This is a genomic window from Paenibacillus sp. FSL R10-2199, from assembly GCF_038000235.1.
GTDB lineage: Bacteria > Bacillota > Bacilli > Paenibacillales > Paenibacillaceae > Paenibacillus_AQ > Paenibacillus_AQ phytohabitans.
In genome coordinates, this window is sequence record NZ_JBBOBO010000001.1 from 5,901,066 (window position 1) to 5,917,812 (window position 16,747).

Genomic DNA, 16,747 nt, shown 5'->3' on the forward strand with positions numbered 1-16,747 from the left:
TTAATTGCACTTTGTACAACTAAATCCTCTGACTTTGAACCCCCTCAACGTTTAGTTGTATTTCGTGCAATTAAAGTGGCTGTTGCAGAAGGTTTCCACCCAATTTGGCAGATTTAGTTGTACAGAATACAGTTATACGGAGCAAACACATCTTTTCGCTGTTTTTAACTGCACAAACTACAACTATCATTGAATACCCAATTGATTCTGGATACACAAATTGTTGCATTAAATGAGCTGTTGTACTAACCGGAACATACTCAAGGTATTTCCGGGTACAGCAAATAACCTCAGGCCCGCATTGGCGGAATGAGGTTAGGTTAGAAACACAAAAGAGCATGTGACTTATAGGATACGTTAGAATTAAAGCTCAGTTACAGCTCCAGGCCCACTCCGCTCATTCTGAGCTCCAGCATCCTGGCGATCAGGCTGCCCAGATGGGCGCCGGCCTCTACCGGAGGAGTACCTCCCTGATGAATGTTGGATAGGACCATCCGCTGGGAATCTGTCATTCCGGAACGCGGCCTGTAGCCAAGATAAGCACTCATGGACCGGGAGGTGATCAGCCCCGGACGTTCCCCGATCAGCAGAACAATCACTTCGGGCTCCAGAATATCGCCAATAGCATTCATACAGCCGACCCTGGCCTTCCGCACAAAAAACGGCGTCCCCGCAGTAAGCCCGTGAACCGCCAGAGAGTCCAGCAGCGCCGGATAGATATCCCGCAGGTTGCTTTCAATGGCATCGGCACTTAGTCCGTCCGACACCACAATCTGCACCTGCGGAGCCTGGATACAGCGCTCCCGCAGAAGCCGGATACTGCTCTCCGGCAGCTGCCGGCCCAGATCCGGCCGTTTGAGGTACAGCTCCTTGTCCGTCACCTCTGAGTTAACCGCAAACAGCTCCAGATCATCCAGCAAGATGCTGCTGACGCTGCCGTATACTGAATCGACTGCAGCCGCATGATCCAGGCGCAGCTGCAGCTGCTCACGGGTCGTCGGCCGTGTTCCTGCCCGGCCTGTGCCGATCCGCGCCGGTGTAGCCTTACGCAATCTTTCCATTCCATCCGGATCGTGGAATACCATGCTTGCTCCTCCTTCATTGTTTAGAAAAACCGCGTCGGATCACCGGCAAGTGCAGTCAGTCGGCCATTCTTCAGGATACCCATTTTTTCCGCCCAAGCTGAGAACTCTGCCCCCGGCTGCAGACGCAGCAGCTCACGTACAGTAGCAATATCATGAAAGCTGGTCGACTGGTAATTCAGCATGCAGTCATCCGCCATCGGTACCCCGATGAAGAAGTTCACTCCGGCGGCCGCCAGGAGGACAGCTAAGTTATCCATGTCATTCTGGTCTGCCTTCATGTGGTTCGTATAACAGACATCCACACCCATCGGGAGTCCCTGGATCTTGCCCATGAAATGATCCTCAAGCCCGGCCCGGATTACCTGCTTGCTGTCATACAGGTACTCAGGTCCGATAAAACCGACGACGGTGTTCACCAGAAACGGCTTGAATGCTTTGGCCAGACCATAGCAGCGGGATTCCAGTGTAAGCTGGTCCACACCGTGATGACTGCCCGCTGACAGCTCAGATCCCTGGCCCGTCTCGAAATACCAGCGGTTCTCCCCGCTGGCCGTGCCGGACTCCCGGATCAGCTGATCCGCCTCCTGCAGCAGCCGCAGATCAATCCCGAAGGATTGGTTGCCGCTCTCTGTACCGGCAAGACTCTGGAAGATCAGATCCGCCGGAGCCCCCTTGGATATGGCTCTCATCTGGGTGGTCACATGGGCAAGCACACTGTTTTGCGTTGGTATGCCCCATCTGTGAATGACCTCTTTGGTTTCGTGGAGGAGGCGGATAATATTGTCTGTTGTATCAATGACAGGATTGATACCGATTACCGCATCCCCGATGCCGTAGCTCAATGCTTCATAGATGGAAGCCTTCATCCCCAGCGGATCATCCGTAGGATGATTGGGCTGGGCCCGGCTCCCGAGCCGCCCGCGTTCTCCCAGCGTAGTATTGCAGCGGGTAATCACTTCACACTTGGCCGCGGTCTGGATCAGATCCAGATTAGACATCAGCTTGGCCGCCGCAGCGGCCATCTCACTATTCAGGCCTCTGCCGATCCGGCGCACCTCAGTCTCAGATGCAGCGAGCAGATGTTCTCTCAGCTCTCCAACCGTCCAGTTGCGGATCGTTTCGTAGACCGCTTCATCGACTCCCTCTTCGATCACTCTGGACACCTCGTCAGTCTCTGGAGGCAGCAGCGGGTGGCTGCGGATATCCGCAAGGGTCAAATCGGCCAGCACAAGCTTGGCTGCCATCCGTTCGCGGTCGTCCGCTGCAGCGATTCCGGCAAGCTGGTCCCCGGACTTTTCTTCATTTGCCTTGGCAAACAGCTCCTTCAGATCATGAAACCGGTAGCTCTCGCCAAGCAGGGAGACTGTCAGCTTCATCGGTTATCACTTCCTTTCCGCCTAATTTGTTGAATTGAAAACCAGGGTCTTAACGGCAACCGGTATATAATTCCCGTCCGCCGGGATTCCAATGTCAATATAATCGCCATGCGCCACTGTAATCTGGTCCAGACAGACGCAGGCTTGCCGGCCTTGGGATAGCAGATAGATACAATTGCCCAAAGCTTTGGCAATGTCATTCTCACAGATCAGGATGCAAAGCTTCAGCTTATACTTCCGGGAACACCCGGTCACTGCTTCAGCAATCCGGCGTAACACAGCATAGGAACAGGGGGTGATTTCCGGGATGGCGATTGCAAACTGCATTACTTCCGGTTCAATTGAACCGTGCCTTATGGCTCCCGCAGCAAAAGCGGCTTGTATAGAGGCTAAAAACGCATCCGGCTGCTCAACATCCTGGACCTGTACGGGCCAGACCAGCTCTACAACGGGAATATTCCGCAACGGCAGCAGGTTGGGGTCTGCATAAACCGTTGAACCGCTGAGCTGCAGGGTATGAACACCGGCACCAATCACTGTAGCCCGCTGCGCGCCTGGAGCGGCCTGCAGCTTCACCGGGTAGTGTTCGGCCGCCTTTTTAATGGCATGAGCCAGCAGCGGCCCGATATCCCCATACCTTGCAGTCTCCGCGATATTGCGGGGAGCGGCCTGCTCCATTAATGCACCCACACCCCCGGAGATCCAAAGCTCCGTAACTGTAGCCTCTCTTGCAAATGCAGCCGGAAGGTCCGGGTGACCATAGATTAATGGACAGGCTTGCGGATCACTGCCCTTAAGCAGGACCTCCAGCAGCAGTTCACTCCATCTCCGGGTGACCTCCTGCAGCACAGGCCAGTCCGCCTGCTCCCCCTCTTGCAGCCACAGCCCTTCACGGTTCAGCCATTGCCGGGCTGCGGGATATATTTTCGCTACGGTTCCAGCCTTATCCAGCATGATCAGCCGGCCGCCGATATGAAAGTTCAAGGTTCCTTTGCAACTTCCGCTATTGAAATATGCCGCGTTTGCCGTACCGCCTCCGATATCCACATTGACTATCGTCCCCGCCGCTCTTTGCGAATGAGCTTCCGCTCCAGCGCCTTTACCTGCAAGGACAGCCTCCAGATCCCCGCCTGCCTGGGCAACCACGAACTCTCCCGACTCCCCCGCCAGCTGATGGAGGATGGAATCCGCGTTCGGTCTTACCGCCGTTTCTCCAGTAATAATGACAGCCCCTGTATCTACCTCCTCAGGCTTCAGTGCCGCGCTGTGGTACTCTGCCGACAGGATCTGCTGTAGCGCCGGAAGATCGATTTGCGATTCGCCTATCAGCGGTGTTAGATGCATCGGGCTCTCATATATAATATTCCGCTCCGTGATTTGATATTGCGGCAGCATGGACAGACCATATCTCCGTCCGACCGTAAGTCTGCTGAAGACTATTTTAGTCGTACTTGTTCCAATATCAATTCCGACACTGGTGATTTCGCGCTTCGGTTCTATGCCGTTCCCTCCCGCCTGCTCCAGTGCCAAAATAATTGCCAAAGTATAAAAAAAAGACGCCTTATCAGCCTTGCACCGCTCTGCCATGCCTGCCTATTACGTCTGAGACCTCTGTTGAACTCATTGTGTTGTATTTATTGTATTGTATTTATTGTATAGATCTATTGCAGATAATCCCAGCGGGATCAGCTTGCTTTCCTTGAGGATATAGTAAGTCACCGGCGATTAGCTGTCAATTTAGTTAACATTCCCCCGGGAAAATGTCATCCATCCCGCTTTCGGCAGATTCCAAGGTAATCATACCCCATTCGGTTCATTGCCCCATCGCTGGAGTATTGTACTCGGTTTTTCACATACATTTGGCTCGTCTTCCCTATCGCTGGAGATTGTATTCGGTTTTTCGCATACATTTGGCTCTTCTACCCCATCATTGGCAGATTGTATTCGGTTTTTCGCATACATTTGGCTCTTCTACCCCATCATTGGCAGATTGTATTCGGTTTTTCGCATACATTTGGCTCATCTACCCTATCATTGGAGCATTGTACTCGGTTTTTCGCATACATTTGGCTCATCTACCCTATCATTGGAGCATTGTACTCGGTTTTTCGCATACATTCGGCTCATCTACCCTATCATTGGCACATTGTATTCGGTTTTTCGCTTACATTCGGCTCATCTACCCTATCATTGGCACATTGTATTCGGTTTTCCGCTTACATTCGGCTCGTCTGCCCTACCGCTGGCAAATTGTTTATGTGATCATAAAATATATTAAATACAAAAAAACAGACGCCAGCGGCGCCTGTCCAAAATGGCTATATTTAAATTTACAAACCGTAATAACGGGACTTGTCCGGTCCATTGCTGGTGTATTCAGTCTTGAGTTCATTGCGGTAGGAACGTTCAATCTTACGCACGTAGGAAAGTCTGCGGACATTCTTCATAACTTCCTCGGCGCGTTCCGCGTTCACATACATTACCGCATAGTGCATCTTTCGGGAAACATAGTGCAGTGTTCCGTATTTCTCCAGGTTACGCGCTGCCTTGACGTCGCTAACCCAAACGATATAACCTGTCCGTTCCGCAAACATAAGCTCATCCGCCTTTCTTTCTCTATTCTCTATACGGCCAGCTTATCCGCAAGAGCATTTGCCTCCGCTGCCGCATCCGCCTTTGGGGGACGGGTCATTGCTCGGAACCTTGATGCTGTCCGATACCGAGAAGGCGATTGCTTCAGACATGGAGTGAAGAATATCATCCAGCGTCTTCTCCGCATTCTTGAAGCGGACAACCTCTTCGAACTGTTCCAGCTCCCGCTCTACTAACTCAACCTCATCCTTGGCCGAATGATAGTTCGGGTGAAAATGTCCAAACCGCTGTGTCTCCTCAAACAGCTCCTTCTTGCTCTGCAGCCGTCTGACCATGGCCTGGATTTCGGGGCTCTGATCGACCCGCCCTTTCCAGTATAAGTAATCCGACACTTCGGCGGATTGATTAATCATATCGCCTAATTCATAGGCGTATGTCAGCACTTCGGCCATATCGACCGTATTTAATTCCGCTACGCTCATGAACTTCAACTCTTTTCTGCATTAATGTTCTACCGCAAACGGTAGACTACCTTATCATAACATATCCGGCTGCTCGAGAAGAAGAGGAATTTCTCTGTTTGACCGGATGCAGCAGCTTCATTTCCTGCCAGTCTTCGGCGGCAAGCTGCATCTGCTCTACAGTCCCTGAACCTGAACGCAGCAGATTCCCCCGTACTCTCCACGGGCGGCCGCTTATTTGCTCCGGAATGAAGTCTGCAGTTTCGCCCTGCACAGAAATTCTAACCTTGATTCCCCAGCCCAGCGCCTGCTCCATCACCTTCTGCGCCGTAGTCACATGGTATTGCCTCCACTTGTTGAACCACATTTGCGGAACGGCATCTTCACCCGGAAGCAGCTCCTGATCCTGCGCTGTCCCCGCCAATGGCAGGAGCTTCGGATACGCTGCAGCACCAAGCAGTCCCCGTTCCCCGACGGGAGAAGGAAGCTCATAACGGAATGTTGCTGCGGGCCGTTCAAAAGGTCCGAACGGGTTGTAAGGCTGCAAGGCCTCCTCCCGGCCGCCGATGATTCTTGGCGGAGCCAGCCCGGCTGCAGCCAGCTCCTTGCGCAGCTGGCCGACAGATTCCGGGCGAACGATGAAGTGGAGCGGGCCAATCCGGGTCAGAATATCCTGCAGCCGGGGATGCGCAGCAATATCTCCGCTCTCCTGTTCACCTGCACAGGACAACAGAATAACCTCGGACAATGATGTCCGCCCGATTCCCTTAGCCCACTGCCGAAGCGACAGCTCCACCTGCTCCGGCAGCCCCCCCTGAGCATGCGCGGTAAGCCAAGCAATGGCATTCCCTGGAGGACAGCCCAGCTCTGCTGCGGACTCCAGCATTTCCCGGGTCAGCCGGAAGCTCCAGAGGTCCTGATTATGCAGCAGTTCGGCGTATCCTGCCAGGGTCCAGCGGATGGTATACGGAACTTCAGGCGGGACCAGCACCTCGAAATCCGGCTGGACAACGAACCTGCCGGCCGCAGGTACAGCAAATTCTGCAGGCAAACCCCAGTCCGCGCTAGTCTCCCCTGGCTTCAATGAGCTGCCGGAGAGTGACTGCACCTGCACCTGCTCCTGCTCCTGCTCCTGCTCCTGCTCATAATCATGCTCATGTTCTGGCCGGCCTTCTGGTACAGCAGATCCGCCGCAGGCTTCATCTGGCTGCGATTCCTCCGCTTTCACTATACCTGTATCTTCTCCGCTTATCTCCGGCTCTATTGTACCTGCCGAAGCTCCGTCCAGTTGCGGCTTCACTGCCTTCCACCGGAAGCAGGGCTCTCCCTCGGCTGAATAACCCAGGTCACACCAGCCGAAGCCTGCCAGGCAGCGGAGCCAGGCCATGGCGGACGCATGCAGCTCCGGACCGTCCGGCCCAGCAACAGACTGCTCTTTGGCAAGGCCGCTCTGTATCATCCATTCCAGAAGAGGCGGCACGGCAAACCATTCTCCCGGGGGGAATTCCGCCGTGGAGATCAGATGTCTGAAATGCTGTCCGGCAGGCTCCGGTAAGCCGTATCGGCTAATTACAATGCGGTATAGCGTATCGGTCATCTCCTGCTCAGTCAGCGCCAGCCAGCACTGCAGCTTCGTTATGTCTATTAAATATCCGCTGCTGCTGCGGCTGATCAGACCCAGAACAGCCATCAAATCTACGATAACGGTTACCGGAAGCGGGTAAGGCTCAGAACTGGCCTGGTTGAGCTTAAGTCCAGCAAGATGCTCCTCCTGCATCGACAGCTGGCCTGCCAGCAGACCGAGCTGCTTCTTGTGTATAAGTCCCTTGGACGTCAGCGGCAAGCCCTCCCGCGCTGTAAATAACAGTCCCCGGAACAGCTCGGCAGCCAGACCCGTGCAGGCAGCAAGCTGGGCCTGTACATCTGTTTCTCCAAGACTCTGCGGACGGGTAGGCCAGAAGCTCCGCACGATCCGGGGGAACCTCTGCTGCGGGATCTGATACAGCTTCTCTCCCCACATTTTCTGGCGCAGCTCCAGCATCCCTGCCATGAGCAGCTCATTCAGCGCCAGCTCCTGCTCAGCACGGCACAGGAATGCCGGCCGCAGCCGTTCAATGGTATCCGCCGCCCAAGGACTGGCTGCGTGTTCCGCACAAATCGCCTGGAGCACTGCCTGCGCTTCCGGCGTCAGCTTCTGAATATCTGCATCAGGCTCCTGTCTCATCATAGAATAGCCTCCTCCGCGGATTCCAGCATTCTGACTGCGTAATCGTAGCCTTGCTCGGTTAAAAACATCCTGCGCCGCAAGGCAAATTCCTGCTCCCTGCTGTCCCCCGAGACCAGCGTATAGAAATACGCCTTGTTGTCGCCCGGCTTAGGCCGCAAAATACGCCCCAGCCGCTGAGCCTCCTCCTGCCGTGAGCCGAAGGCTCCGGATACCTCAATCGCCACCGAGGCATCCGGCAGATTGACGGCAAAATTAGCCACCTTCGAAACGACCAGCAGGGGCAACCGCCCTTCGTTGAAGGCGGCATACAATGCGCTCCGTTCCTTCTGTGTAGTTTTGCCGGTAATAAGCGGTGCGCCCAGAGTCTCCGCCAGCTGCTCCAGCTGGTCCAGGTACTGGCCGATCACCAAGATCGCCGCCCCGGCATGTGTCGCAGCAATCGATGCCGCGGCCGTAGCCTTAGCCTGATTGCCGGCCGCAAGGCGGAACTGTTCTTTCGCCCCGGCATAGATATATTGCTGCCGCAGCCGCTCATCCATCGGGACTATCACTTCTGTACAATCCACTGCCGCAATCCATCCCTGCCTCTCCAGCACCTTCCAGGGTAGATCGTAACATTTGGGCCCGATCAGGGAGAACACATCACCTTCCCTGCCGTCCTCCCGGACCAGCGTTGCTGTAAGACCCAGCCGGCGCGTAGCCTGAATGTCTGCCGTTGCCCTGAAGACAGGAGCCGGAAGCAGATGGACCTCATCATAAATTATGAGTCCCCAGTTCCGCTCATTGAACAGATTCATGTGGACAAACGGCCCTCCCTTGGCTGTACGGTGGGTCAGAATCTGATAGGTGGCGACCGTGACAGGCCGTACCTCCCGCTTCTCACCGGAATATTCCCCGACTTCATCCACGTTCAGGGTCGTCCGCTGCAGCAGCTCACCCCGCCACTGCTCGACCGAGGTCGTGCTGGAGGTAAGAATCAGCGTTTCACACTGCAGATGCTCCAGTACTGCAATCCCTACTACCGTTTTGCCCGCACCGCAAGGCAGAACAACAACACCGCTGCCGCCGATGCCCCCAATCCCCTGGAACTGCTGTACAGCATCTCTCTGGTAATCCCGGAGCCCGAAAGCCTCGCCGCTAATTCCGGCCCCCTTCCCCGCTTCCTCCGTCCAGGCAAGCTTCAGCTCCTGCCCGTCCCGGAAACCGGCATAATCGAGTACAGGATAACCAAGTCCTGTTAATTTCTGCTTGAGCAGCCCCCTGTTGCTCTTCGGACAATGGCTCTGCAAAGAGCCTGCCCTGTACCAGCCCAGCTCTTTCAGAATCAGGCTGCCCTCCAGTTCATCCAGCAGTCCGGCCTGATCAGCCGAGAGCGTAATGAGCAGCGGATCAGTTTCATGCGTGCGCAGCTGCAATCTTCCGTACCGGGCCATCAGCTGCCTGATTTCACCCTCAAGGCCGGAGGGAATTCCCCAGCGTGACAGCATGCGGAGCTTAGCAATAACCGCCTCTGCCTCCTGGCCTCCAGCCGCTGCATTCCACAGGGACAACGGCGTTATCCGGTAGGTGTGATAGACCGGAGGGCTTTTGACAAGCTCGGCAAAATCAGCCAGGACTGCCCGGGCTTCCTCATATCCGGGATGGCCGCATTCCAGCAGAATGGTCCGGTCGTTTCTGGTAATGCACGCACCCTTTCCATCAGCATTCATAGTATTCCCTCCTTGTGATCTACAGTGTATAAGCTTTAATACAGCAGGAAATGGATTATCCCCATAAACAGGTAGCACAAAATAACCCCACAACGTGGGGCTTTCTGCATATTAATTTCAATTTTGAAAAAGCCCACCTCCGTTTAACGGACATGAGCTTCCCATAACCCTATTTAATGCAGCTGCCGCTGGGAGATTCCGCTTAACGCCTCTGCTGCCTCATCCGCATAAATCCTTTTCACCGCCAAGTCGCCAAGCGACACAATTCCGATCAGCTTCTTGTCACGGGTCACCGGAATACGGCGGATTTGCCTTGAAGCCATCAGTTCCGCTGCCTCATCAACAGAAGCCGTCTCCGAAATGGAGATAACCTCCCGGCTCATGACGGTTTCAACGGCTGTGGAGCCGGGATGCTTGTCCGCATAGCCTCGTAATACAAGATCACGGTCCGTGATTACACCCAGCAGCGTTGCCCCGTCGGCCGAATCTACTACAGGAATGAAGCCCGTCCCGTAATCTCTCATTTTGACGGCAACCTCATAGATATTATCGAGCAGCGTGACCGAAGCCGGATTGGCGGTCATTACTTCCTTGACTGTCTTCAAGAATGAACCCTCCTGTCTGCCATGTCACCATGCCATTTGTGAGTAGTTTTTCCTCAAGCGTCAAATATTATACAAATACATTATTGTTCATTCAGACAGGAATCGGCCATGGCTACCAGAAGCTTCGCCCCATAGAGCATGGCATCCTCGTCAAAATCAAATTTGCTGTGATGATGCGGATAGACGGCATCCTTGGCAGGATTGCCAGCGCCCACAAAGATGAAGCAGCCGGGGATTTCCTTAACATAATAGGAGAAGTCCTCCGCAGGCATAATTTTCTCCATCAGCATAACAGTTGCGCCTTCTCCCAGCGCTTCCGGGGCGACACGGTAAAAGCGGTTAAATTCCGCTTCATCATTCACCAGCGGCGGGTAACCCATCAGATACTCGACAGTCGCCTCTGCACCATACGCTGCTGCGATGGAAGCCGTCATCTCCTCGATTCTGCGACGGATCAGATAGCGTGTCTCTTCATCGAACGCACGCACAGTCCCGGTAATCCGGCAGCGCTCGGCAATAATATTCTGGGCAGATCCGCCTTGAATCGTTCCTACGCTGACCACTGCAGGACGCAGCGGATCTACAGTCCGGCTGACAATGCTCTGCAGCTGGGTGACAAGGGCCGCCCCTGCCACAATGCTGTCCACCGTACGGTGCGGCATGCCGCCGTGGCCGCCCTTGCCGATAATATCGATGAAAAATTCATCGGCGGAGGCCATCAGCGGGCCTGGCGCGCTGCCTACGGTTCCTAGCGGAAACGGCGTCCACAGATGCAGTCCATAGACGGCATCTGCACCGTCCAGCACACCTTCTGCGATCATCCCCATTGCACCGCCCGGACAGACCTCTTCCGCCGGCTGGAACAGGAAACGGATCTCGCCGCGGATATCTTCACGGCGTGCACTGTAATAGGCAGCCGCAGCCAGCAGCATAGCCGTATGCCCGTCATGTCCGCAGGCATGCATAACCCCGGGATTCTGCGAAGCATATTCCCGTCCATTTTCTTCAGTTATCGCCAGGGCATCCATATCTGCACGCAGAACAACTGTTCTGCCGGGCAGTGCCCCTGTAAGTATACCTGTCAGTCCGTAGCCGGACCCGCTTCTTCTAACTTCAATCCCAAGTTCGGACAGTCTTGCCCCGACATAGGCGGATGTCTCCTTCTCCTGATAAGACAGCTCCGGATGGCGGTGTAAATGGCGGCGCCATTTCACCATCTCCGGCAGCAGCTCCTCTACCGCTAACCTCTCCATAATTCTCCATTCCCTTCTCCGGCAGCATACTTCGGACAAGCCTGCAGTCTGACTCTTCTATGTAAAGACCGGCCGCAGCATGCCATATATCTTTTATTGTAGCAGAAACACAAAAAAGTGGGTATCAATAGGCCCGCTCTACCTTGCACAACCCCGTGAAACATACTATCATGAGGAGGAACATCGCAAATTTTAATTACAAATGTATCATTATACTTCATACAGGGGAGTTGTGCGCTATGATATTTGAGAACACGGGCCTCGAAGGATTGAAGAGTGACCTTCTTTATCTGGACGAGAGCGCAACCAAAGCCGGGTTTATCCGCTGGCAGTGGGAATACTACCGCGCTACATACGACTGCAAGATAGAAGACCGCCAGAACGGCGGCGAGTACTTCCTGCGGATCAACACCCGCGCTGTGGAAGGGAAGCTGGAAAAGGCGGATGCCATACTGGCCATTGAAGCCGTCTACTTGGGCAAAGCCACTTTCCCCCACGGTCTGGAGTATGAATCTAAGGTGCCTCAGGCGGTACTGGATACCGCAACAGAGCATATTCATCAATTGAAAGAGCTGCTGGAAGCTTGAGTACCGCGAAGGGAAAAACAGCCTCCAAAGCCAGCCTGCCCAAAAGAGGAACGCCCGATTTCCAGTTGCTTATTCTTACCCTGCTGCTCGTCGGCTTCGGTCTGGTCATGGTCTTCAGCGCGAGCTCCAGCTTAACTTTGGCCAGTGAGAAATTCAGCTATGACGCTTTTTATTTCGTGAAACGCCAGTTAGTCTGGGCCGTGCTGGGAAGCTTCGTCATGTTCACTGTGATGAATATCCATTACAGCAAGTTCAAGAAATGGTACGCTCCGATCTTCGTCATCACGCTGGTGCTCCTGCTCTTCGTGGCTACCACCGAGAGAATTAACGGAGCCAAGAGCTGGATGAACATCGGAGGCCTTGGCATCCAGCCTACCGAGCTGGCCAAGATCTCTATCATTCTGTACCTGTCTGCACTCATCACCAAAAAAGGCGAACGTTTGCGGGATCTTCGCACCGGATACATTCCTGTGATGATCATCGTCGGTATTGTGGCCGGACTGATCATGATGCAGCCGGATCTGGGCTCTTGTCTGATTCTCGTGGCTACCAGCGGTCTTGTTATCTATGCCGGCGGCGCGAGCATGAAGCATATTCTTGGCTCAATCGGCTTGCTGGTCCTGGGTGTCGCTCTTGTCATGGGAGCCAAGACAGCCATCGACTCCTTGTCGCCGCCGACCGAGAAGGCAGCGGCCAATCAGGATTACAGACAAGGCCGGATCGAGGCCTTCCTGGACCCCGAGAATAACTCGGAAGGCAGCGGCTATAACATTATGCAGTCACTGATCGCTTTGGGAGAAGGCGGGACACAAGGCTCCGGTTTCGGCCAAAGCATCCAGAAGCTGCACTATCTGCCGTACCCTTATACGGATTTTATTTTTGCCATTATCGGTGAAGAGCTCGGATTTGTAGGAACCTCCATCTTCCTGTTGCTCTATCTGTATTTCATCTGGAGAGGCATTCTGATCGCGCTGCGGTGTACAGACCCCTTCGGCACACTGGTCGGCATAGGTGTGATGGGGCTGATTGCGATTCAGGCCTTTATCAATATCGGCGGTGTGACCAACACCATTCCGCTTACGGGAGTTACGTTACCCTTCATCAGCTACGGGGGCTCTTCCCTGCTGGTCACCATGCTCTGTATGGGGATTATGCTCAGCATCTCCAGGGAAACCAACCGTCCCTCCAAAGAGGAAGTCGTCAAGTCCGTCACTACCGTCAGACAGGTACGTGCGAATAGCCGTGCCAGCACGCGTGCCCGTTAAGAGGCTGCATCCTGAGCGGTTGAATAGGGTAATCGAGTAGGAGGGGGCGGCAAGCCCCCGTCCTCTCACACCACCGTACATGCGGGTCCGCATACGGCGGTTCCAAAAGGTTAACAAAGTTCCAGATAGCGTGAAAGTAAACTCTTCAGCCCTTTTGCTTCCCAATAGGAAGTCGAAAGGGCGTTATTCGTGTTCCGGGACATTTCCCACGCGCCTCGCCGCGAGTTGGCCATCTTAAAACAAGCCCACTTTGGAACCCCGAGTGCTCGAAGCTCGCGGATTCGTGTACGTACTCGTTTCCACTGTTTCCACAGACACATTCGAAGTCTCCTCCGAATCCACTGGTCCAGTGTTTGGAAGTGTGTCTTCGCCGAGGCTAGACGGAAATAACCGAGCCAACCCATCAGATAGCGGTTCAGTCGGTAAATCCTTTCTTCCATGGAAATGGACCAGGTACGTTTCGTTAGCTCTCGAATTCTCCCTTTAAAAGCTGCGAGACTCTTCGGAGCAATCCGAATCGTTGCCTGTTTCTGGCTCAGGAAACTGAATCCTAAGAACTTTCGGTGCCAAGGTCTCGCTACCGCACTTTTCTCCCCGTTTACTTTCAGTTTTAGCTTTCCTTCTACAAACCGACTTACCGATTCCATGACACGCTCGCCTGCTCGTTTACTCGCCACAAAGATATTACAGTCGTCCGCGTAGCGTACGAATCGCAAACCTCGCCCGGTCAGTTCCTTGTCCAGATCATCCAATAGAATGTTTGCTAGAAGCGGACTAAGCGGACCGCCTTGTGGCGTTCCCTCCCGGCTACGCTCCCATTTTCCATCCACCATAACTCCGGCGTTTAAGTAAGCACGGATTAGCGTCAGCACTCTTTTGTCCTCCACTTTCCGCGCCACTCTTGCCATTAGCATGTCGTGGTTTACCTTGTCAAAGAATTTCTCCAGATCCAAATCCACGACCCATCTGAGGCCGCCTTGGATATATCTTTGGGCTTGTTTAACGGCGTCATGCGCGCTCTTCCCCGGCCGAAAGCCGTAGCTGTACCACGAGAATTGTGCGTCAAAGATCGGGTTCATGACTTGTAAAAGTGCTTGCTGGAGGAAACGGTCCATCACAGTCGGGATGCCTAGCTGCCGTACACCGCCTCCAGGTTTGGGGATTTCCACCCGTTTGACTGGCGCAGGTCTGTAAGTTCCCGTCAGAAGTTCAGTTTTCACCGATGCCCAGTGCGTATTCAGGTAAACTTGTAGATTCGCTACCGTTACACCGTCCACACCGGGCGCTCCTCCATTTTGCACCACTCGTTTGTAAGCGAGTCGAAGGTTATCTCCTTTGAGCATTTGCTCCAGCAAGTTGTTCTGGTCTTCGCGAGAGGAAGGGACGACTTGTGCCGACGAAGAACTCGGCGCTCCGGCATACCCTGACGGCTTCACCGCTTCTCTTTGCCGCAAGCTCCCTTGCGAGATATTCTGCTGTCGTTGCTCTTCATGCGAACGCATCGCTTTCCTCTCTCCTTTCGGTTCAGCCCTTCCGTAAATTGTTGCAACAGCTTACGTACTATGGCTTCTGCTGACTCCTGCCAGTTCAGCGCAGCCTCTCAGCTACGGTTACAAGTTTTTTTTCTTGCTTATCTGACAGGTCTCCCCAGATAAGAACGTCATCTGTCTGCCCGCGACCACTGGAGTATACCGCGCCAGCCCTTGGCGGCTTTGGATTTCGTCATGTTTAGGTGACTCATCCGACTGACACAGCCTCAAATCCAGTTCGTGTACCTTGGCCCGTGCTTTTGCCTCCGGCTTCCTTCAGATTCCACCTCACGGTGGACACCCTTGCCCTTGGCTAACGGTAGGCGCTCGCCAGCCCCCGTTCGGGACTTTCACCCTAAAGATGACGCCCATGCTGGGCGTACTAACAAAAGGCAGTCCGGATGAACTCCCCGGACTGCCTTTTGTGTACCCGTTATGCTCCTTATACAGTTAGCGCTTACGAGATCTCATCGTTCTTGAAGGCCACGCCTTCTACCTTAACATTTACCTCTACGATATGAAGCCCTGTCATGCTCTCCACAGCCTCGCGGACATTCTGCTGCAGCATCCGGCACACTTCATGAATCGGCGTTTCATAGAGAACAATAATGCGCAAATCCACTGCCGCTTCCAGCTGGCCCACTTCAACAGTAACGCCCTTCTGCACATTCTTACCGCTCAGGCGTTTCGCCCAGCCCTCAGACAAACCGCCAGACATGGCTGCAATTCCGGGAGTCTCCAAAGCTGCCAATCCGGCAATTTTCGAGACAACATCATTCGATATCCGTATATTTCCCATTTCTAGTTGAAGTTGTTCTGCCATGCCATATCCCCCCTACACTCATTATCAATTATTGTAATTCGAAAACAGGCTAAAAAGCAAATGACTTTCTCGCATTCCCGTTTACAGTCAGGAACAATTTGGGTATATTGATTATGAATTCAACCTACATACAGAGACTGGAGTGTGCTTTACCTTGAAAAAATGGATCTCGCCGGCGCTGCTGGTCATCACCTTCCTCCTCAGCGCCATCGGACATTATGCGGACTGGGACCATACCCTGCAGTTCGTATTATCCGCTATCTCGGTTATCTTCGTGGCCGGTTTCCTCGGCCGGGCGACAGAAAGCGTAGCCCACTATGCCGGTCAGCGGCTTGGAGGGTTCCTTAACGCCACATTCGGCAACGCTGCCGAACTGATCATTGCCTTCTTCCTGGTCAAAGAAGGACTTTTCGACATGGTCAAAGCCAGTCTCACCGGCTCGATCATCGGTAACCTCCTGCTGGTGCTGGGACTCAGTATTTTTGCCGGCGGTATGAAGTTCAAGGTTCAGAACTTCAATGTCACGCTCGCCGGGCTGAACGGATCGCTGATGATTGTTGCCGTCATCGCCCTGTTCGTGCCCGCCATGTTCTTCAACACCCACTCTATCACAGAGAAGGATACAGATGTACTCAGCCTTGTCGTCGCCGGCCTCCTGATTGCCGCTTACATGGCCTGGCTCGTCTTCTCTATGATTACGCACAAGAAATATCTCGCTGATGTAACGGATGACAGTGCAGAAGAGCTGCCTAATGAGCATGCTCCGGTCTGGTCCAGAAACCGTTCGATCCTCTACCTGGTGGTCGCTACGGTTATGGTCGCTTTCGTCAGCGAATGGCTAGTCGGCACCCTGGAGACCCTGACAGAACGCTTCGGCTTCAGTGAGCTGTTCGTCGGTGCATTCCTGGTGGCAATCATAGGTAATGCCGCCGAGCACAGTGCAGCCATTATGCTGGCCATGAAGAACAAGATCGGCGCTGCGGTAGAGATTGCCGTAGGAAGCAGTCTGCAGATTGCCCTGTTCGTTGCCCCGGTGCTGATCTTTGCCAGCTACTTCATGGGCAACACCATGTCCATCGTATTCACCACCATCGAGATTGTAGCTATTGCTGTATCGGTATTTATCGCCAAGTCGATTATTCAGGACGGCTCAACCAACTGGTACGAAGGTCTGCTGCTGCTCGCGGTATATCTGATTCTCGGTGTATCGTTCTATCTGGTATAACAACTCTGCA

14 protein-coding genes are annotated in these 16,747 nt (G+C 53.9%); 3 read left to right on the forward strand and 11 right to left on the reverse strand.

Annotated features, from left to right (window positions below; translation table 11 throughout):
• Positions 1 to 374: 374 nt before the first annotated feature.
• From eutC to NYE33_RS25955, 9 genes are all read right to left on the reverse strand, one after another.
• Positions 375 to 1,085, reverse strand: a complete 711-nt coding sequence (gene eutC / locus NYE33_RS25915; protein WP_340946373.1) for an ethanolamine ammonia-lyase subunit EutC — start codon at positions 1,083 to 1,085, stop codon at positions 375 to 377.
• A 20-nt stretch (positions 1,086 to 1,105) separates the two neighbouring features.
• Positions 1,106 to 2,461 carry an ethanolamine ammonia-lyase subunit EutB gene (locus NYE33_RS25920; RefSeq protein WP_341068197.1) on the reverse strand — a complete coding sequence of 452 codons (1,356 nt, stop codon included), beginning with the start codon at positions 2,459 to 2,461 and terminating at the stop codon, positions 1,106 to 1,108.
• Between the two features lie 21 nt (positions 2,462 to 2,482).
• The gene (locus tag NYE33_RS25925; protein WP_341068199.1) at positions 2,483 to 4,003 is read right to left on the reverse strand and encodes an ethanolamine ammonia-lyase reactivating factor EutA; all 1,521 of its coding nucleotides are present in this window, start codon (positions 4,001 to 4,003) and stop codon (positions 2,483 to 2,485) included.
• Between the two features lie 788 nt (positions 4,004 to 4,791).
• Complete coding sequence (locus NYE33_RS25930; RefSeq protein WP_020432997.1) at positions 4,792 to 5,055, reverse strand: YlbG family protein; 264 nt, start codon at positions 5,053 to 5,055, stop codon at positions 4,792 to 4,794.
• 42 nt (positions 5,056 to 5,097) lie between these two features.
• On the reverse strand, positions 5,098 to 5,535 hold the full coding sequence (locus tag NYE33_RS25935) for a YlbF family regulator (protein WP_042136559.1): 438 nt from the start codon (positions 5,533 to 5,535) through the stop codon (positions 5,098 to 5,100).
• Positions 5,536 to 5,581: 46 nt separating this feature from the next.
• A complete protein-coding gene (locus tag NYE33_RS25940; RefSeq protein WP_341068201.1) occupies positions 5,582 to 7,741 on the reverse strand; it encodes a helicase-associated domain-containing protein in 2,160 nt (719 codons plus the stop codon).
• The gene (locus NYE33_RS25945; RefSeq protein ID WP_341068202.1) at positions 7,738 to 9,450 is read right to left on the reverse strand and encodes a DNA repair helicase XPB; all 1,713 of its coding nucleotides are present in this window, start codon (positions 9,448 to 9,450) and stop codon (positions 7,738 to 7,740) included. The genes NYE33_RS25940 and NYE33_RS25945 overlap by 4 nt, the downstream gene beginning before the upstream one ends.
• Before the next feature lie 173 nt (positions 9,451 to 9,623).
• Positions 9,624 to 10,055 (reverse strand): CBS domain-containing protein, encoded by a 432-nt coding sequence (locus NYE33_RS25950; RefSeq protein ID WP_042136553.1) that lies wholly within the window; start codon positions 10,053 to 10,055, stop codon positions 9,624 to 9,626.
• Positions 10,056 to 10,135: 80 nt separating this feature from the next.
• Positions 10,136 to 11,308, reverse strand: a complete 1,173-nt coding sequence (locus NYE33_RS25955) for an amidohydrolase (protein WP_042136551.1) — start codon at positions 11,306 to 11,308, stop codon at positions 10,136 to 10,138.
• 239 nt (positions 11,309 to 11,547) lie between these two features.
• Between NYE33_RS25955 and NYE33_RS25960 the strand changes: the two genes are divergently transcribed.
• Positions 11,548 to 11,895, forward strand: a complete 348-nt coding sequence (locus NYE33_RS25960; protein ID WP_042136549.1) for a YugN family protein — start codon at positions 11,548 to 11,550, stop codon at positions 11,893 to 11,895.
• Positions 11,892 to 13,160, forward strand: a complete 1,269-nt coding sequence (ftsW, locus tag NYE33_RS25965) for a putative lipid II flippase FtsW (protein ID WP_081969965.1) — start codon at positions 11,892 to 11,894, stop codon at positions 13,158 to 13,160. Before NYE33_RS25960 ends, ftsW begins: the two co-directional genes overlap by 4 nt.
• Before the next feature lie 110 nt (positions 13,161 to 13,270).
• On the opposite strand, the gene ltrA is transcribed toward ftsW, so the two are convergent.
• On the reverse strand, positions 13,271 to 14,662 hold the full coding sequence (gene ltrA / locus NYE33_RS25970; RefSeq protein ID WP_081969899.1) for a group II intron reverse transcriptase/maturase: 1,392 nt from the start codon (positions 14,660 to 14,662) through the stop codon (positions 13,271 to 13,273).
• Positions 14,663 to 15,146: 484 nt separating this feature from the next.
• Positions 15,147 to 15,512, reverse strand: a complete 366-nt coding sequence (locus tag NYE33_RS25975) for an Asp23/Gls24 family envelope stress response protein (RefSeq protein ID WP_019911482.1) — start codon at positions 15,510 to 15,512, stop codon at positions 15,147 to 15,149.
• 154 nt (positions 15,513 to 15,666) lie between these two features.
• Between NYE33_RS25975 and cax the strand changes: the two genes are divergently transcribed.
• The gene (gene cax, locus NYE33_RS25980; protein WP_042136546.1) at positions 15,667 to 16,737 is read left to right on the forward strand and encodes a calcium/proton exchanger; all 1,071 of its coding nucleotides are present in this window, start codon (positions 15,667 to 15,669) and stop codon (positions 16,735 to 16,737) included.
• Positions 16,738 to 16,747: the final 10 nt, after the last annotated feature.